General features: G+C 61.8%; 17 protein-coding genes. 6 read left to right on the top strand and 11 right to left on the bottom strand.

From position 1 onward, the window contains the following. The first annotated feature begins 47 nt into the window (after positions 1 to 47). Positions 48 to 1205, top strand: coding sequence for a GGDEF domain-containing protein (locus GEOBRER4_RS17575; RefSeq protein WP_185243346.1), 1158 nt, complete (start codon positions 48 to 50; stop codon positions 1203 to 1205). On the opposite strand, the gene GEOBRER4_RS17570 is transcribed toward GEOBRER4_RS17575, so the two are convergent. After that, a complete protein-coding gene (locus tag GEOBRER4_RS17570; protein WP_185243345.1) occupies positions 1110 to 2534 on the bottom strand; it encodes a phospholipase D-like domain-containing protein in 1425 nt (474 codons plus the stop codon). The genes GEOBRER4_RS17575 and GEOBRER4_RS17570 overlap by 96 nt on opposite strands. A gap of 126 nt (positions 2535 to 2660) precedes the next feature. Beyond that, the gene (locus tag GEOBRER4_RS17565; protein WP_185243344.1) at positions 2661 to 3221 is read right to left on the bottom strand and encodes a thioredoxin fold domain-containing protein; all 561 of its coding nucleotides are present in this window, start codon (positions 3219 to 3221) and stop codon (positions 2661 to 2663) included. A 154-nt stretch (positions 3222 to 3375) separates the two neighbouring features. Between GEOBRER4_RS17565 and rsmB the strand changes: the two genes are divergently transcribed. From rsmB to GEOBRER4_RS17550, 3 genes are all read left to right on the top strand, one after another. Next, on the top strand, positions 3376 to 4722 hold the full coding sequence (gene rsmB, locus GEOBRER4_RS17560; RefSeq protein ID WP_185243343.1) for a 16S rRNA (cytosine(967)-C(5))-methyltransferase RsmB: 1347 nt from the start codon (positions 3376 to 3378) through the stop codon (positions 4720 to 4722). 47 nt (positions 4723 to 4769) lie between these two features. Further along, on the top strand, positions 4770 to 5435 hold the full coding sequence (rpe, locus tag GEOBRER4_RS17555; RefSeq protein WP_185243342.1) for a ribulose-phosphate 3-epimerase: 666 nt from the start codon (positions 4770 to 4772) through the stop codon (positions 5433 to 5435). A gap of 71 nt (positions 5436 to 5506) precedes the next feature. Next, positions 5507 to 6058: an NUDIX hydrolase gene (locus GEOBRER4_RS17550; protein ID WP_226377829.1), complete on the top strand. Its 552-nt coding sequence runs from the start codon at positions 5507 to 5509 to the stop codon at positions 6056 to 6058. A 41-nt stretch (positions 6059 to 6099) separates the two neighbouring features. Here GEOBRER4_RS17550 and GEOBRER4_RS17545 read toward each other — a convergent pair whose 3' ends face one another. The 6 genes from GEOBRER4_RS17545 to nadA form a co-directional block, all read right to left on the bottom strand. Beyond that, a complete protein-coding gene (locus GEOBRER4_RS17545; protein ID WP_185243341.1) occupies positions 6100 to 8004 on the bottom strand; it encodes a beta strand repeat-containing protein in 1905 nt (634 codons plus the stop codon). Between the two features lie 234 nt (positions 8005 to 8238). Next, positions 8239 to 11436, bottom strand: a complete 3198-nt coding sequence (locus GEOBRER4_RS17540) for a BTAD domain-containing putative transcriptional regulator (RefSeq protein ID WP_185243340.1) — start codon at positions 11434 to 11436, stop codon at positions 8239 to 8241. Positions 11437 to 11634: 198 nt separating this feature from the next. Then, a complete protein-coding gene (locus tag GEOBRER4_RS17535) occupies positions 11635 to 12861 on the bottom strand; it encodes a TraB/GumN family protein (RefSeq protein ID WP_185243339.1) in 1227 nt (408 codons plus the stop codon). 31 nt (positions 12862 to 12892) lie between these two features. Further along, positions 12893 to 13570, bottom strand: a complete 678-nt coding sequence (locus tag GEOBRER4_RS17530; RefSeq protein WP_185245363.1) for an endonuclease III domain-containing protein — start codon at positions 13568 to 13570, stop codon at positions 12893 to 12895. Between the two features lie 48 nt (positions 13571 to 13618). Beyond that, complete coding sequence (locus GEOBRER4_RS17525; RefSeq protein ID WP_085814959.1) at positions 13619 to 14152, bottom strand: gamma carbonic anhydrase family protein; 534 nt, start codon at positions 14150 to 14152, stop codon at positions 13619 to 13621. Between the two features lie 48 nt (positions 14153 to 14200). After that, a complete protein-coding gene (nadA, locus tag GEOBRER4_RS17520) occupies positions 14201 to 15115 on the bottom strand; it encodes a quinolinate synthase NadA (RefSeq protein ID WP_085815208.1) in 915 nt (304 codons plus the stop codon). A 200-nt stretch (positions 15116 to 15315) separates the two neighbouring features. On the opposite strand from nadA, the gene tatB reads away from it, so the two are divergent. Continuing rightward, positions 15316 to 15648 carry a Sec-independent protein translocase protein TatB gene (gene tatB / locus GEOBRER4_RS17515; RefSeq protein ID WP_185243338.1) on the top strand — a complete coding sequence of 111 codons (333 nt, stop codon included), beginning with the start codon at positions 15316 to 15318 and terminating at the stop codon, positions 15646 to 15648. A gap of 175 nt (positions 15649 to 15823) precedes the next feature. Continuing rightward, complete coding sequence (locus GEOBRER4_RS17510) at positions 15824 to 16243, top strand: hypothetical protein (protein WP_185243337.1); 420 nt, start codon at positions 15824 to 15826, stop codon at positions 16241 to 16243. Positions 16244 to 16275: 32 nt separating this feature from the next. Here GEOBRER4_RS17510 and GEOBRER4_RS17505 read toward each other — a convergent pair whose 3' ends face one another. The 3 genes from GEOBRER4_RS17505 to pal form a co-directional block, all read right to left on the bottom strand. Then, a complete protein-coding gene (locus GEOBRER4_RS17505; RefSeq protein WP_185243336.1) occupies positions 16276 to 16464 on the bottom strand; it encodes a hypothetical protein in 189 nt (62 codons plus the stop codon). A gap of 105 nt (positions 16465 to 16569) precedes the next feature. Next, positions 16570 to 17421 carry a tol-pal system protein YbgF gene (gene ybgF / locus GEOBRER4_RS17500; protein ID WP_085814963.1) on the bottom strand — a complete coding sequence of 284 codons (852 nt, stop codon included), beginning with the start codon at positions 17419 to 17421 and terminating at the stop codon, positions 16570 to 16572. A 74-nt stretch (positions 17422 to 17495) separates the two neighbouring features. After that, a complete protein-coding gene (gene pal / locus GEOBRER4_RS17495; protein ID WP_085814964.1) occupies positions 17496 to 18116 on the bottom strand; it encodes a peptidoglycan-associated lipoprotein Pal in 621 nt (206 codons plus the stop codon). Between the last annotated feature and the right edge of the window lie 108 nt (positions 18117 to 18224).

Raw genomic sequence — 18224 nt, 5'->3', positions numbered from 1 at the left:
AAGGTCAGGAGAATCTCCTGTCTAATGATCGGTAAGAGGCGGCCTGGATGATCGAGAAAAAGGAGTGGGTCAGTGCAGATACGATGGCCAGGTACGCAGGCCATGACCGGGTCCTGGGTGTCATAACCTGGCTCCTGGTAGCGCTGGTGCTGCTCGATATCTCGCTGCTCCACGTCGATCACAAGACCCCTGTCGTGGTGCTTTTCTGCTCCCTTGGGCTTGTCCTCTACAAGGCGGCTGCGCGGTTCCTGTTGCGGCAGGGAGAAACGAAGATCCTCCTGGACCTGATCCTGCTGCTTCTCTACGCCGTCGCCATCAGCTGGTTCACCGGCAAGACCTCCAGTCCCTTCATATCCGTTCTCTACCTGATCCTGATGGCGACCTCGCTCACCCTGGGGCGCGGGATCACCTTCATCATGACCGGTCTCACCATCGCCCTCTACACCTTGCTCGCCGCCTTTGATTCCCCGAGCTTTTGGTACGACATCGGCGGGCACGTCATCAAGGTGTTCCCCTTCATCCTCATCGCCCACCTGGGGGCGCTCCTGCGGGGCGAGGCGGAGAGCGCGCGCGCCGAGGTGGAGCGGCTCTCCTTGACCGACGACCTCACCCAGCTCAACAACATGCGCAGTTTCGAGGCGCTTGCGCTGCAGCAGGAGAAGATCTCCAAGCGCTACGGCACCCCCTTCTCCATCTGTATGCTGGACGCGGACAACCTGAAGCAGATAAACGACCGGCACGGGCATCTGGCGGGGACGGAGCTGATCAAATGGACGGCGCGCATCATAGCCTCCAACATCAGGGAGAGCGACGTGGCGGCGCGGTTCGGCGGCGACGAGTTCATCATCATGTTCGCTGGGCAGGAGCAGCAAAAGATCGTGGGTGCCGTGGAGAGGATCGTCCGCGCCATGAGCACCACCCCCTTTTCCTTCGAGGGGGAGCTGGTCCAGGGGACGCTCTCGGCAGGTGTGGCTTCGTTTCCGTGCGACGGCGAGGACCTGCGGACCGTGGTGAAGAAGGCGGACCAGGCGATGTACCGCAGCAAGAGGCTGGGCAAGGACCGGGTCTCGCTGTTCGACGACGAGGAGGGGGAAACGGTCCCTTTGGAGTTACAGGTAAGGGGAGAAAAGCTTCGCGGCAGCGTCCCGCAGCTTGATGGCCAGCGGCCGCCCATCCATCTCGGCGAGTGTGATCTCCCGGGATAGTTCGAGGGTCGCCTGGCAGTGCTCCTCCAGAAGCCGGGCGAACTGGAGGTCGTACACCTCGAGGTTGAACTCGAAGTTGAGCCTCAAGCTCCTAGGGTCGAGGTTTGCGCTTCCGATCAGGCTCCAGCTCCGGTCAACCACCATGAACTTGGTGTGGACGAAGGGTGGGGGCTGGGCGAAGATGCGTACACCCTGCTGCAGCAGCTCCCAAAGGTAGGAGCGGCTGGCCCACTGCACGTAAGGGAGGTTGTTGACCTCGGGAAGGACCAGGGTGATGGCCACCCCCCTGAGCGCTGCGGTGACCAGCGCCGAGATCAGCGGCCGGTCGGGGATGAAGTAGGGGGTTACGATGGTGACCCTTCTCCTGGCACAGGAAAGCGCCCCCAGGATGATCCAGTTGAGCTTTCTGAATTCCTTGTCCGGCCCGTCGCTCACCGCCCGGACCAGCGCGCTCCCTGTCGGCACCAGCTCGGGGTAGTAGCGCGGCCCGGTGAGCTGTGCACCGCCGGCGAAGCTCCAATCCTCCAGAAAGGTCCGTTGCAGGTCGGCCACCACCGGCCCGGTCACCTGGAAGTGCAGGTCCTTCACCACTGGGGGGCGGCTGGAGACGAGGTGCCTGCTGCCGATGTTCATCCCGCCGGTGAAGGCGATCTTCCCGTCCACCACCAGCAGCTTGCGGTGGATCCTGAGGTTCAGGTATCCCCCCGGCCTAAGCGGCAGGAAGCGGCGGAACCTGACCCCCGAACCCTTGAGCAGTTCCCGCGCCGTCGGTTTCGAATACTTCTCCCCCAGGCTGTCCACGATGACCCGCACCTCGACCCCCCGATCGGCAGCCCTGGAGAGCGCCATCACGAAGCGCTTGCCGGTATCGTCCCCGTCGAAGATGTAGGTGCAAAGGTGTACCGAGCCTTCCGCCCTGTCGATGGCGGCCAGCATGGCGGGGTAGGCCTCCTCGCCGTTTTCCAGCGGCGTCAGGTTGTTGCCGGGGAGAAGCCTGGTGCTGACCACGTGCTCGGAGAGGTTGCGCAGCTCCTTCAGGTAGGAAAGCTCTGGGGGAAGCGGCGCCGAAGGTTGGGAGCCTGGCGGGAGCGGCTGGAGCGGTGCCCCGGCCTCTTCGTGCCAGCGCCTGGCCCTGCTGTAGATGCGGTTGACCCCCATGCCCCAGTAAAAGAGCGGGCCCAGAAGCGGGATGGCCAGGCTGGCGAGGATCCACCCGAGAGCCGAGCGCGGGTCGCGCTTGTTGATCAGCGCGTGCCCTGCGGAGACCATGGCAAGAAGGATCAGAAAAAGTAGCAACAGCCCCCAGAGGATGTGGTCCAGGAATCTCAAGATCTCTCCATCGAAAAATGCCGCCAAAGGCGAGGCTTTTTTCGCCTCACCGCCAGTTGATGCAGAAAGGGGGCGGCATGGCTGCCGCCCCCCAAGGAGATAACGCTCCAGCTTTGGAGGAAAGGATCAAAGCAGCGTGAAGGGCTGGGCCCTCTTGGTCCACTCGCTGTCGGGGTACTGCGCCAGGAGCTGCTGGTATATCTCTTTGAGCGCCGACGGCGACTGGCTCGTCTTGTAGCGCGCCACTCCGCGCAGGTAGACCGCTTCGGGAGCGGAGGCGCAATCCGGGCAGCCGTTCAAAAGTGTGTTGAACTGGATCACGGCCTCGCTGAACTGTCCGTAGTCGAGGCTCACCTTCCCCATCCCCAGAAGGGTGGAGCCCACCATCTCGTCGGGGGGGAGGTAGCCCAAGGTGCGCTGGTGCTCCCTGCCGTAGTAATCCATGGTGATGATGGTGGGGGTCCAGATGACCCGGTAGTCGGAGGTATGCGCCGCGTTGGTTACCGGGATGCGCAACGGGACCACGTGGTCGGAAATGAAGTTAGCGACAGCCGGGTCGGCGAAGGTCACCTCTTCCATCTGCTTGCACCCGATGCACTCTGAGCTGAAAAACTCAACCAGCACGCTCTTTTGCTCGGCCTTCCCCCGCGCGAGCGCTTTTGCCATGTCCGATTCCCAGGCTATCATGGTAGACCCTCCTCCCGGTTATCATTAAACGACAAGCTAAAGGGTAGCCCCTCCTTTTACTATGTCAAGTCCCCTAACCGCTTGCAGTTTTGGGCGAAATGCATATAATGAAGACCGGCTTCGCCCAGACCTCACGCCTGAAAGGAAGTACTCTTTGTCCAGCAAAAACCCGCGCCGCGCCGCCTTCGATATCCTGCTCCGGATCGAGAAAGAAAAGTCCTTCGCGGACATCCTGATTGACCACGAACTCTCCAAGGACATCATCAAGGGAGCCGACCGCGGCCTGCTCACCGAGCTGGTCTACGGCGTGCTGCGCAGACAGGGGACGCTCGATTACATAATCTCCCAGTTCTCCAAGCAAAGGCCGGAGAAGCTGGAGCTCTTCGTGCGGCTTTTGTTGCGCCTGGGTATCTACCAGTGCTTCTTCCTGGACCGGGTGCCGGTGTCGGCCGCCGTCAACGAGACGGTGAACCTGGCCAAGGAACTCGCGCCGCGGGCGTCGGGCTTCATCAACGCCGTGCTCAGAAACGCCGACCGCGGCCGCGACTCCATACGCTACCCAGACCGCGCCGAGCGCCCCGCCGACTACCTCGCCGCCCGCTACTCCCACCCCGCCTGGCTCGCCCGGCAGTGGTGCGACCAGCTTGGTCTCGAAGCCGCGGAGGAACTGGCCGCGGCCATGTCCGAGCCCCCCCCCTTGACCGTGAGGGTGAACACGCTGCGTATCACCCGCGACGAGCTGATCCGCAGGCTCAACGACGAGGGGGTGAGCTGCAGCGCCACCTCCTGGTCCCCCGACGGCATCCGGCTGAACCAGTCCGGCCAGATCACCAGGCTTCCCTCCTTCCGGGAGGGGCTCTTCACGGTGCAGGACGAGTCCTCGCAGCTGGCCCCCCTGTTCCTCGCGCCGGGCAAGGGTGAGCGGGTGCTGGACGCATGCGCCGCCCCGGGAGGCAAGAGCACCCAGGTAGCGCAGCTGATGCAGGACTCCGGAGAGATCTACGCCTGCGACGTGAACCAAAAGAAGCTCAGGATGATCAAGGAGACCTGCGACCGCCTGGGGATCAACTCGGTGCGCACCTTCACCATGGACGCCACCGCCCCCTCCAACGCCATCAAGGGGGTCACCTTCCACCGCATCCTGGTGGACGCGCCCTGCTCGGGGCTCGGGGTGATCAGGCGCAACCCCGAGGGTAAGTGGAGCAAGTCAGGAGACGACCTTTTGTCTCTGGCGCGCACCCAGGTGAGCATCCTGGAAAACCTCTGCAGGTACCTGGAGCCGAAGGGGACCATCCTCTACGCCACCTGCTCGACCAGCATCCAGGAAAACGAGTACGTGGTGGACAGCTTCCTCGCGCAGCACCCGGAGTTCATGGTCGAGGACCTGCGCCCGCTCTTCCCGCAGTTCGCGCCGCTTTTCACCGAGCGGGGCTTCTTCAGGAGCTGGCCGCACAGAGACGGCATGGACGGATTCTTCTCGGCGCGCCTGAAGAGGAAGTAGGCGCCGGGTAAAAGACGCAAAGCGCAGAAAAAAACGCAGGAGACCCTATGAAAAAGATCGCTCCATCCATCCTTTCAGCAGACTTCGCCCGGCTGGGCGAGGAGATCAAGGCCATCGAGGCCGGCGGCGCCGACTACGTCCACATCGACGTCATGGACGGGCAGTTCGTCCCCAACATCACCATCGGGCCGCTGATCGTGGAAGCGGCGCGCCGGGTCACCACGCTGCCGCTCGACGTGCACCTGATGATCGACGCGCCGGACCGCTACATCCCGGATTTCGCCAAGGCGGGTTCCGACATCATCGTGGTCCACGCCGAGGCGACCAACCACCTGCACCGCACCGTGCAGCTGATCAAGTCGCTGGGCAAAAAGGCCGGCGTCTCGCTGAACCCGGCGACCCCTTTGAACCTCCTGGATTACGTGATGGAGGACCTCGACCTGATCCTCCTGATGACGGTGAACCCCGGTTTCGGCGGCCAGTCCTTCATCGAGGCCTGCATCCCCAAGATCCAGGCCCTGCGCGCCACGATGGATAGGCGCGGCATCGAGGCGGAGCTCGAGGTGGACGGCGGCGTCAAGACCGACAACATAGCCCGCATCTCCCACGCAGGCGCCGACGTCTTCGTGGCCGGCAGCGCCGTCTTCAACAGCCCGGACTACGCGGCGACCATTGCCGAGCTGAAGAAAAAGGCCAAGGAGCCGGTGCTCTGATCGGGCGGCGCGCAGAGGAGCTGCCGGGGGACCCCGGAGAGCTGAAGCAGAGGCTGAAGGTCTCCCTCGCCTTGCGCCGTCGCGTTCCCATGGAGGCGGGGCCCGTCCCCGCCGCCGTGCTCCTGCCGCTTTTTCCCAAGGAGGGGGAGTACCATCTCCTCTTCACCAAGAGAACCCCGCATCTGACCCACCACAGCGGCGAGATCTCCTTTCCCGGCGGCGTCTGCGACCCTGGCGATCTGGACAGCGCCGACACCGCGCGCCGCGAGGCGTGGGAGGAGGTCGGCATCGCCCCGTCCGACGTCGAGATCCTGGGCGAGCTCGACGACTGCCACTCCATCCACAACTACCTGGTGACCCCCGTGGTCGGCGTCTTCCCCGCGAACTACCCCCTCACCGTCAACGATGCCGAGATCGAGCGCCTGATTGAGGTGCCGCTTTCCCATTTCGTGAAGCCGGAGATCTACCGGATGGAGTACTGGGACTACAAGGGGAGGAAGGACTACCCCATGTACTTCTACCGGTACGGCGAGGACGAGATCTGGGGGCTCACGGCGCGGATCCTGAAGAACTTCCTTGATGTGCTCTGGGGGGTGGAGGACGAAAAAGCCGCCCCCCGGTAAGAGGGACGGCTGGTACTGCACTACTGTACGCCCGACCGGTGTCAGGGCCGGAGGGTGAGGGTGCTGTACTCGGTCGTGCCATCCGAGTGCGCCAGGGAAATTGCCAGGCCGGTGGAGATGTTGCCGGAGACTGCGGTGACCGTGGTGTTGCTGTTTTCGGTGGCGTCGTGCACCAGGACCTGCCCGGAGGAGTTGACCGACCAGGTCAAGGCGTCGGTGGTGTCGCTGGCGCTGAGGGTCCCGTTGGCGTTGAAGGTCAGCGTGTTCGCGGTCCCTTCGGTGAAGGTCTTACCGGAGAGCATGGCGGTGGTGAAGGGGCTGGCCGGAGTCGGGGCAACGTAGAGGGTGAGGGTGCTCGACTCGCTTGTGCCGTCGGAGTGAGCCAGAGAGATGGTCAGCACGGTGGCGATGCTCCCCGAGACCGCGGTAACCGTGGTGTTGCTGTTTTCGGTGGCGTCATGCACCAGGACCTGCCCGGAGGAGTTGACGGACCAGGTCAGGGTGTCTGTGGTGTCGCTGGCGCTGAGGGTACCGTTGGCGTTGAAGGTCAGCGTGTTGGAGGTCCCCTCGATAAAGGTCTTGCCGGAGAGCATGGCCGTGGTGAAGCCGCTGGCGGGAGCCGGCGCCTGATACTGGGTGAGCGTGGTGGATTCGGTCGTGCCGTCGGAGTGAGCCAGGCTAACAGTCATGCCGGTAGAGATGTTGCCGGAGACCGCGGTAACCGTGGTGTTGCTGTTTTCGGTGGCGTCGTGCACCAGGATCTGCCCGGAGGAATTGACAGACCAGGTCAGTGTGTCGGTGGTGTCGCTTGCAGTAAGGGTTCCGTTGGCGTTGAACAGCAGGGTGTTCACCGTCCCCTCGGTAAAGGTCTTGCCGGAAAGCATGGCTGTCGTGAAGGCGAGGGACGAAGGAATCGGGTTGACTGTGAGGGTGAACGCCTGTGTCGCGGTGAGGCTGTTGCTGGTGGCGGTGACCGTAAGATGGTAGGCCCCGGTGCTTCCTGCGGCCGGCGTGCCGCTCAAAAGCCCGGTGGCAGCATCAAAAGTGACCCCGGAAGGGAGTGTGCCCGAGACGCTCATGGTGCCGGTCCCGGTGACGGCGAAGCTGCCGGCGGAACCGATGGTGAAGGACGTGGTGCTGGCGCTGGAAATGCTCGGCAGGATCTCGGCTGCAACTGCGGCGAAGCTGCCGGCAGTATTGCTGGAGACCGGGGCGGCGGAACTGGCGGTCGTAGTGGTGCCGGAAACCGTGTAGGTGACGGCGTCGACAGTAGTGACGGTTGAAGTGCCTGCCACGAAGGAGCTGGGATCGACATTGCTGCTGACGGCAGCGGTCACGATGCTGGCAAGGGAAGCCAGTTGCGCTTGAGCCGCATTCGCGGTCCCCGTGGTCGAGGTGCATGCGGCTATCGCCGCAGTTATGTTGCTCTCGATGGTTGCGGGGGGGGAGGTAAGGGCCAGGGCGGCCGATGCCGTCTGTACCTGGCTTGCCGTAGCCGTCTCGCCCAAGGTTCCTGCGGTTAGGTTCAGCGCCTTTTCCACCACGATGAGCGCCGTCGTGGTGACGTTGTTCACGTTCCTGGTCGCCGTCGGGCTGGCGAGGGCGGCCTTGTCCACCAGGGCGCGCAGCACCCTTTGGCCGTCGACAGCTTTGAGGACATAGTCCTTACCGGGCTCCACATCTATTGCCGGATAGCTGTAGGTATCGCCGCTCTGGAGGGTCAAAGGAACGCTCTTTATCAGCGCTCCGCTCAGGTCCCTCACTTCCAAGGTCGGAGTTGCCGCAGCGGCTGCGACAAGCTTTGCTGCGCCAGTTGCCGGGGGAAAGGTCACCGTCCCTGAAATGGTCGTCTTCTGAGGTGGGGTGCTCCCTCCGCCACCGCATCCCGTCAAGTTGAACATAAAGACAAAACACAACGCCAGCATGATGAACCAACTTCTTCTCATTTCACTCTCCTGTAACTGAATAGTAGCCCTTCACCCGGTTCGAAGTCGCTCTTAGAAAGAACTGCCATAGAGGCAGCGTTCTCCACACGAGCATCTTCTTACCTATGTCATATTGAGGGGCATGATAAAGGAGAGTGGCTTACAGAAGACTTACAGAAAAAGGGGGCAGGGCACTTTTTTAAAAAGTAGCCTGTCCCCTTTTATGTCGAGAGGGTCGAGCGGCGGCTCTGGCGACTAGGACATCACGGTAAAGCTTCGATACAGTTCTTCAGTGTGTGCCGATGGCGCTATCCCCAGCTCGGTGGACAGTATCGAGCGGCAGTTGAGATAGGTCTTGATCGCCAGAGCCATCATTCCCTGCTGCCTGTAGCAGACCATGAGCCTTTGGTGCAATTGTTCGGCGACTGGATCGAGCCTGATCCCTTTGCCGTACCAAGTGGCAGCCTGATCCCATTGCTCAAGCGCCTCGAAATACCCCCCGGCTCTGCTGATAAGCCTGAGCAGCCTGTTGTGCATCTGGTCCCGCATCGGTACGGTCCAGGCCAGGGCTGCATCGTCGGGGAGGAAGCTCCCCTGGTACAAGGCCGCACCTTTCTCGAAAGCAAGGGGGAGCTTCGCCTGGTCCACTTCCCCTTCTTTGGCATGCAATGAGGCATCTATCTCGCCGCACCGACGCTCGAAGGCCCAGGTGTCAATCCAGCAGTACCTTGGGTTGATTGAGAGCTTCCCGGCCTGGAGCTGGAGCACCTTTTCGTCTGCCAGCAACTTTCGCAGCCGATGCAGGGTCGTATCGAAGGAGCGCTGGGCCAGGTCGCCGTCGGCGTCGGGCCACAGCGCGTCGGTAAGCCGCTCCAGGGGGACGTTGCTGCCACCGAAAGCCACCACCGCTTTCAAGAGTTCCAGCGGCTTTTTGGCTTTTCCGGTAAGAGCCAGGAGCTCGTTTCCCCGTAGCAGCTGAAAGCCGCCCAGGGTGAAGATCCTGAACTGCCAGGGCCACTCGTCCAGATGCTGGGGCGGCTTCTCCGGCGCCAGCGCCCAGTGGCGCACCAACCTGGTCACGTAAGCGGTCTCTATGTCGTTCTCCAACGCCTTGGTGCATAGCTGCACCAGGGCATCGGGGCGCCAGCACCAGCCGTTCAAGTATCCTCCGGCGCTGCCAAGGGTCATCGCCTGGCGCAGCAGCATGTCGCCCTGCACCTCGTCGGCAGCATCCAGCGCGAGCGCAGCGCTGTTCAAAAGGCAAAGGAACTCAAGGTAACCGCTCCCCATGCCGCGGGCGATGTCGTAGGCACGGCTGAGGCACGCCCTTGCCCGCGTAGCGTTTCCGGTCATCCCGAGGTTGTCAGCCAGAGTGATCAACATCACCACTTCGGTGGCCATAAAACCAGTCCCCTGGAGGGATTCCAAGGAGTGCTCCAGGTGCGGGATCGCTGCCTGGAAACGTCTTCCAAGACTCTCCTGCCATCCGCGCAGCCCATGGTACTGGCCGATGTCGAGCCTCATGCCCCATTGCAGACGGTCCCGCATCGCGTTGAGCAGTTCATCCGCCGCGGCGGAGTCTCCCATGCAGAGCGCGCAGCCGGCCCCGGTCCCCATGAGCTGGCTATCCCAGACGTGGACCCCCGACTCGTTAGCCATCTTCAGTGCATCGGAAACGATGGCGACCCCCGATGCCCATGCCCCGGTGAAGTAGCAGTAGAGCACCTGCGCGTTCATTATGGTGATCCGGGTCATGGGGGAGGGCTTCCCTGAGCTTGCCATAGCCAAGGTCTGTTCCAGCAGCACGGTCGCCCTGCCAAAGTTCCCGTTCCAGAGATCGTGGACCACCAGGTGGATTGCGGACTGCAGACGCAGATTGAGGTCAGCGCTGCCGCGCACGAGGGAAAGGGCGCGTTCGCGCCACTTGGAGATGTCACGGTGGTGCGGCTGTCTGAAAGCCATGGCGTTGAAGATGCTCATGGCGATCTGTTCTTCAAGCTGGCGCGTGGGAAATTCGATCTCCTCGATCCGCATCTCTTCCAGCAGGGCGAGCCACTGGTCAAGGGGGGTGAACTCCCTGTCGTACAGCGATGCTTCCGCGCCGCCGGACCAGGACAGGAGCATGCCGACCCGGTCGCCGGCCAGGCGGTAGAGATCGTAGGCCTCACGGAAACAGGCCCTGCTTGCAGGAGGCGAATGCAGCAGCAGGCAGACCCCTTTCCAGTAGAGCAGGCCGGGGTTTCGTTCCACGCACCCGGCAGGAAGGTTCTCAAGCCAGCACCGCACCGTCTCGCTTCTTCCTTCCGCCGCAAGCAGCGGCGCCGAATCGAGAATGAGCTCCGCTATGCCGTCCCAGTCCGAGGCCTCGATGAGAAGGCCTGCCGCGTCCTCGGCCCGGTCCCCCCCCTTAAGCAGGGAGGCGGCTTGCCGCCTGATTTCCCTCAGCTCGGAGGGAGGAAGCGTTTTCTCCGCACGCGAAACGAGGAACTCTCTGAATAGCGGATGGTACTGGTAGACGGGATCCGCCGGTGAGATCTTCGCGGTAAAGAAACGGTTGCGGCAGAGCCGGGAGAGGATCTGTTCGGAACTGCCGATGCCGGTCAGACGCTCTGCCATCTGCGCCGTGATCCCAGGGACCAGCGCGGTCTTCAGCAGGAAGTTTTGCAGCTCGCCGTCTCGCGCTTCGAAGATCTTGTCGGCGAAATATCCGAATACCTTGTCCAAGGGAAGGTCCTGCAGCAGCTTTTCGTCGAGGGCGCCGCCGTTGAGACTCTCCAGTATCAGGAACAGTCCGGCGATCCAGCCGTCGGTCTTGGTGTAAAGCCTGGTGAGCGCTTCGGACTCCATGGGGCTTGCCGACTGCGTTGCGGCGAACTCCTTGGCCTCGTCGAAGGAAAAACGGAGGTCGTTCCAGCCGAGGAAGTCGAAACGTGCTGCTGTTTCGTCCGCGGTCAACACCGCAGGTGGCTCTTCCCTGCTTATGGCTAGCACGCAGATCCCTTCCGGACCTTCCGCCAGTCCCTCTGCAATCAGTTCGTGAAACGGCGAGGTCGCCGGGATCTCCTGGTAGTTATCGATGACTATGGCGAAAGGTGCAGGCAGTTGAGTGAACAGTTGCCGGAAGTAACGGCGAGCGAAGGTCTTGAGTCCTGCGAGGTATTCTGGGGTGAGAAGCGGCAGCGGTTCGCAATCGGGTGAAACAGAGTCCTGGAACGCCAGACCCATATAATAGAAGAAGGTGGCGGGGTCGGCATCCGTTTGGTCCGCCTGGTACCAGATGGCGGGGATGTCGCGGGCTTCGAGGTAGCTGGAGACCAGGGTGGTCTTGCCGGAGCCGCCGGGACCGGAAATCCATCGCACCGGTTTGTCGGTATGGTCCAAAAGCCGGAACAGCCGTTCCCTGCGCACGATGCCGGCAGCAAGACCGGGTGCGGTTATCTTGTGTCTCGCCATGCAACCTCCGCGGCCTTGCATCCGTTGATGAGAACGTTACGCATAGGAAAAGAGGTCATGCAATTAGCATTGTTTTGTTTACAAAGTCAAGTGTAAAGGCAGTAATACTGACAGAGCAACTGACAGGACTTAAGGAATCAGTATTTGGCGGCCGGGATCTGCTTGATCATGCGGGAGAATACTTGTTGCTCCAGTTGCTTACTTTGAATCTCCACTGTTGTGTGACAGTACTCGCTTGAAATCCACGCTCAGCCGCTTCTTTTCCTCCTGCAGCACGAACCCCCTCTTGAGAAGCTCCGCCTCGATCCCCTTCATGTGCAGGGCGCCCCAGGGGATTACCACTGTCCGGTAGCTCTTCAGCGCCCGGTCCAGGTACCCGACCACAACCTGATTCCTGCGCTGCAGGATGTCGTCCATGATCACCGCGTACATCGCGGGCGTTATGTTCTGCTCCGCCCAACGGTTCAGCTTCAGCAGCCCGTCGACGGTGGAGGGGTTCCCGCGCAGCTCTTTCCCCATGGCGTCCAGGAGCATCATGGTCTCCTGGCGGAAGACGCTCACATCCACGTCCGCCCTGAGGATGTCCGGCGCAGCAGGCTCCTTTCCCCCGCTCTTTCCGGCAGTTTCCAGATCTTTCGGTTCGATCAACCTACCCTTGAAGAGGAGCTTCTCCTGCGAGGCGAGCCCCAGGAGGTTCGCCACATTCTTGTAATCGAACTTGTTCTTGAGCTTCCCCTTCTCGTCGGTGACCCCTTCGGCGAGCACCACGGTATTGCCGGGAGGGACCAGCCGCGCCACTTCGTCGTAGTACTCCTTCTCGCCGATGTGGATCATGCCGGCGAGTTTCACGGTGCGGTCGCCACGGCGGTAGGTCCGCTCCGCCATGTAGAGCCCCCGTGGCGCAATGTTCATGAACCCGCCGGTCGCCTCGGTCGCGTACGAGTTGGCGAAGAAGAGCGACGCCGTCGCCAGCGCAGCCGGGAGGACCAGGACGTTGACGCCGACAAAGGCCAGGGTGTTGCGCAGGTCGAAGCAGGGTCCTTCGAAGAGCGCCGGCGGGAGGGTGAGGGGCGCTTGCGGGTTGTCGTAGAAGCGGGAGACGAGGAAGGTGCCGAGCCCGAGCTGCAGCGCCGCCATGAACGGGCCGTAGAGCTTCAGCGTGCCGAGGACGGGAAAGATCCAGACGGAGAGGGGGCACCAGAAGACGAACAGGATCAGGGGGAGGAAGAGCCGTTTCGGCAGCCGTCGGTCGATGCCGAGGCTCAGGTAGAGCGGTACGGCCGCAAGGATCACCGCATTGGCCAAAAGGCCGCGCAGCCCGGAGATGGGGACCAGCGGGAAAAAGAGCGAGGCGAGCTCGTCCAAAAGCGAAAGGCTCCCGTCGGCGAGAAACAGGAGCAGGAACAGGTTGGCGAAGAATCTCATCTATTTAGGTCCTGTGGCTATGTGGTAAGGATCAGGGAGCGCCTGCCGCGGGGAGGGTGCAAAAGTGGGAGAGGGGGCACCCTTCGCAGGAGGGCTTCTTGCGGCAGTGCCGCTTGCACTGCTCCACGATCAGGGCGTGGTACTCGTTGAAAAGGGGGACCTCGGCGGGGAGGTGGTCCATGAAAAGGGCGCGCACCCGGTGGTAGTCGTCCGTCTCGCGCACGAGCCCTAGCCTTGAGAACAGGCGCCTGGTGTAGGCGTCGACCACGAAGGAGGGCTTCTCCCCCGCGTAGAGGAGGATGGAGTCGCAGGTCTCAGGCCCGATCCCCCGCACGGCGCAGAGTTCTTCCCTCAGAAGCCTCCAGTCCCCCCCGAACATCGCCTCCAGCGAGCCGTGGCGCTGCAAAATCCAGACGACGAACTCCTTCAGCCGCGCGCTCTTAACGTTGAAAAAGCCAGAGGGGCGTATCAACTCGGCCAGTCGCTCCTCATCGATCTCCCGGAGCGCCTGCACCGAGAGGAGCCCCTCTCGTTTCAGGTTCACTATTACTTTTTCGACGTTACCCCAGTTGGTGTTCTGGGTCAGGATGGCGCCGACGCAGACCTCGAATGGGGTGTCGGCGGGCCACCAGTTGAGCGCGCCGTAGCGGCTAAGGAGCGTCTCGAAGAGCTCCATGAGCGCCGTTTGCGTCTGTTCCTTGTCCAGCATTCCTTTCACGGATTCCTTGCTTGCGCCGGGAGGCCGGCGGCTCGACCCCTAACCGAGTTCTTCCATGAACTCGCGGGAGTACCTGACGTAGTTCCCCGCGGAGCGGGAGAGCCAGGCGATCTCGCTCTCGGTCAGGTCGCGCTTGTACTTTGCGGGGGAGCCGACCCAGAGCGTGCCCGGCGGGATGACGGTCCCCTCGGTGACCAGGGCGCGCGCGCCGACGAGGGCCCCCTTGCCGACCACGACCTTGTCCATGATGATCGCCTGCATCCCGACGAAGGCGCCGTCCTCGATGGTGCAGCCGTGCAGGGTAACGCTGTGGCCGACGGTGACGTCGTTGCCGATGACAAGCGGCGCCCCGGGGTCTTCCGGGTTCTTCTTGTGCGTTACGTGCAGCATGGAGAGGTCCTGGATGTTGGTCCGGTCCCCGATGCTGATGAAGTTGACGTCGCCGCGCACCACGCAGTTGTACCAGATGCTCGCTTCCTTGCCGATGCTGACCTCGCCGATGATGACGGCGGTCTCGGCGATGAACGCGGAAGGATCTATCTTCGGGGCGATACCCTTGAACGGTCGGATCATGATGGCCTCCTGTCGCTTGTGCGTTCCGGTGCTTCTCCGGGTTGCAGCCTAGTCCCTGGGGATGGCGAGCATCCGGTCCAGGGCGCGCTTGGCCGGGATGCGGATCTCTTCCGGGACCTTGACCACGGGCTTCATCTGCTGCAGCGCCTCGAAGACGTCCTCCAGGGAGGTGAGCTTCATGTTGGGGCAGATGAGCGCCGGGGAGGCGAGGATGAATTCCTTGTCCGGGTTCTCGCGCTTAAGCCGCCACAAGATCCCCGCCTCGGTGCCGATGATGAAGCGCTTGGCGCTGCTCTTCTTGCAGTAGTCGTACATCCCGGTGGTGGAGCAGACGTGGTCCGCCAGCTCGACCACCTTCGGGTTGCATTCGGGATGGCAGACAAATGGTGCGTCGGGGTTCGCCGCTTTCAGCTCCTTGACCACCTCGGGCCTGAGCCGCTCGTGGGTCGGGCAGTACCCTTCCCAGAGGTGGAACTTCTTGTCGGTGAAGCGGGCTATGTAGCTACCGAGGTTTCGGTCCGGGGCGAAGATGATCTCCTTTTCGCTCATCGACTGGACCACCTTCACCGCGTTCGCGGAGGTGCAGCAGATGTCGCTCTCTGCCTTGACCGCCGCGGAGGAGTTCACGTAGGTGACCACCGGCACGCCGGGAAGCTTCGCTTTCATCTCCTTCAGGGCCTCGACCGAAACCATGTCGGCCATGGGGCATCCCGCGTCGAGGCGGGGGAGGAGCACCGTTTTTTCAGGCGCCAGGATGGAGGCGGATTCCGCCATGAAGTGGACGCCGCAGAATACGATTACCTCCGCATCGGTCTTGGCCGCTTCTATGGAAAGAGCCAGCGAGTCGCCGGTTATGTCTGCTATCTCCTGCACCTCGTCGCGCATGTAGTTGTGCGCGAGAAGTACTGCTTTGCGCTCTTTCAGAAGCGCTTTAATATCGGCTTTTAAAGATTCCTGCGTCATGTTCGTCACCACCAAAACCAGTTCGTTGGGTAATACATATGGTAAACAGGAGCGATAGTAGACAATGTTAAGGTGCATGTCAAACCAATTAAGGGTCGGGATTAGCACGCTTGACACCGGAAGGTAAAACCTCTATTATTTTTTCAAATTTTCCTAAGTACAGCGCGTGTTTAAACCGCAAACCAAGCGAGGTAGATAGAATGTTCGGAATAGGGATGCCTGAACTCGTCATTATTTTGGTTATCGCCCTGATAGTCATTGGCCCCCAGAAGCTCCCCGACCTTGCCAAGTCTCTCGGCAAAGGGCTTGCCGAGTTCAAGAAGGCGACCGACGACTTCAAGCAGACCCTCGAGACTGACGGCAGGACCGAAGAGGAGAAGGAGCACCTGGCCAAGCTAGCCGAGGCGAAGCGCAAGGCGGAAGAGGAGCAGGCGAAGTCCGCCGAGGAGCTGAGGGTCAAGGTGGAGGGGACGGAAGCAGCGCCGGCCGCACCGGCGGCCAAGGCCAAGGCCGAGGCGGAGAAAACGGCCTAGCCTCTTTCGGACCTCACGCTGCTGCAAGAAAAAAGGGAAAGACGGGTCAACTCGCCTTTCCCTTTTTAGTTTGCGCTTTCGGCTTTCCGGGAGTCCGCGGCGATGGATTGTTGCCGCTGCGACAGGGGGAGAAAAACTGGTATAGTCTTGCATTCCATTCAAGGGGGGGGACCCCATGTTCAACTGGTTTCGCAAAAAGCAGGAAAATCTCGTCTTCGAGGACAACGCCTCCGCGTTCGCGCACGCCTGCTCCATCGGCTACACCCCCCTCATAGGGGGATTGGTCCCCGCGCTGGTGGAGGAAGACGCGGGGCTTGGGCGCGACGGGGAACACTCCTTCCTGATCAGCATCGCCGGACCGAAAGGGGCCATGAAGCTCTGGAGCTGCACCTTGAAGGAATCGAAGTCCTATCCCAAAGAGGGGGACTTCGTCGGCTTTCGCATCGTCACCATCGCCCCGGACGTACCCGAGCCCAGCAACCTGATCGGGTACATAGCCTGCCGGCTGCAGCCCGTGCTGGTACCGGGGAAGGGGTGGGCGATGGCTGTGAGCTACACCCCCGACAACATCAAGCCCGCCATCCGGCTCGGTTGAGCTTCAGGCAGCCAGCCTCAGCTCCTATCGTACTACCCCTTCGACAGCACCAGTTCCGCCGCTACAGGTTCGCTCTCCCAGGTGATTTCAGGGTACAGAGACTTGTCGAGGCGCAGGTAGGTCCCGTCCACGCCGGTCTCGGCCCACCAGCACTCTGAACCCTTGATGGGAAGCTTGTCGAACAGGTAGAGATCGTTATTTTTGTCTCGGGCGAGGAACATGAGCGACTCCTTCTCTATGGGAAAATGGTATGGGATGACTTGAGAAACGGCACGGCCCCCCTGCTGCGGCAGGAGGGCCGTGTTACCGTCAGGCTGCTGCGGGCGTCACTTTATCTTGTACTTCTCTCTGGCGATCTTCGCCTCTTCCGACTTGGGATGCTCTTCCACCAACTTCTTCATTATGTAGTTGGCGCTCTTGGTGTCGCCCAGTTCCCTGAAGGCCATCCCCTGCTTGAGCATGGCGGCGGGTGCCTTGTCCTTGTCCGGGTAGTTCTTGATCACGTTCTCGAACTCGAGCACCGCGTCCTCGAACCTCTTCTCGGAGTAGTAGCTCTCGCCGATCCAGTATTGCGCGTTGGCGGCGAGGTTGTGCTTCGGGTGATGCTCCAGGAAGCTGGAGAAGAGCTCGCGCGCCTTGGGGAGGTTTCCCTCCTTCATCGCCTCGTAACCCTTCTGGTACAGGTACTCGGGCGCCTGCTGCAGTTGGGCCGCCTTTTTCGCCTGCTCATCGACCCCCTTCTCCAGCTTGGCCATCCGCTCTTCGAGGGAGGCCAGGCGCTTGGTCAGGTCTTCCTTCAAGAGGGCGATGTCGTCCGCCGGCTTCTGGGCCAGGATGCGCACGTCGTCGACCTTCCCGGTCAGAAGCTGCATGTCGACCCGGGCGCTCTCCAGGGTCGCCTGAAGGTCGGCGCCTCCCTTCCTGATCGACGCCATCTCCTTCTGGAACCCCGACATGTCCGCCTGCAGCGACTCGAGGCTCTGGCGGTAACCGGCGAGCGATTTCTCCACCCCTTCCCTCACCTCGGCGCGCACCTCGTTCAACCCCTTCTCCATGGTGAAGAGGCGGTTCTTCATCTCGTCCGAGTCGCGGCGCACCGATTCGAGTTCACCCTGGCTGGCGCAGCCGAATAAGGCGAGCAGTAGCAGTGAGCCCAGTGCCACTCTCTTTGCCTGCATGGAAACCTCCTGTGATCCCGCTCTGCTATAAAAAAAGGAGCCCTGAGGCTCCTTTTGGGCAGGAACTGCTTGAGTTACTTGACGATGACGAATTCATCCCTTCTGTTCTTGGCCCAGGCCGCCTCGTCGTGACCCTGAACGGCCGGCTTCTCTTCGCCGTAGCTGATGGTGGAGAGGCGGTCGGAGGCGATTCCCAGGTTGACCAGGTAGTCCTTGGCCGATTTGGCCCTTCTTTCGCCCAGCGCCATGTTGTAGTCGTCGGAGCCGCGCTCGTCGCAGTTACCCTCGATGCGCACCTTGACCCCGGCCTGGCGGCTCAGGTACTCGGCGTTCTTCGAGAGGCTCGCGCGGGCCTCTTCCGAAAGATCGGAGGAGTCGAAGTTGAAGTAGACCTTCTGGAGCTCGGCCTGGACTTCCTGCGCTGTGCCCTGGCCCGCTTCTTTGGCGGTTTCCTGGGCGACCGCCGGCTCGCGGCTTGGGGTGGTTTCCGTTATCGGCTGCTGTGCTGCGCCCGATTCGGCCTCCGGCCGTGCCTGCTGCATCGGCGCAGTCTGGGTGGAAGGCGTTTGGGCTGGGGCGGGCTGGGCAGCCGAAATCGGCTCCTCTGTTCTCACGACGTCTTTTTTGGCGCAGCCGGCCGAAAGAAGTGCTCCGAAAGACAGAACAACCAGGGAACCGAGAATCATCTTGCGCATTATCCCACTCCTTTTATCGATAGAATACGTGCAGCGCCTCATGAGCGTGCCGTCTTTAAAAAACGAATGGAAGTATACCCACCTTTTACAAGTTAATCAACGATTCAA

Source organism: Citrifermentans bremense (genome assembly GCF_014218275.1).
GTDB lineage: Bacteria > Desulfobacterota > Desulfuromonadia > Geobacterales > Geobacteraceae > Geomonas > Geomonas pelophila.
Note: the sequence above shows the minus strand (reverse complement) of the source record. Positions and strands in the feature narration are given on the sequence as shown.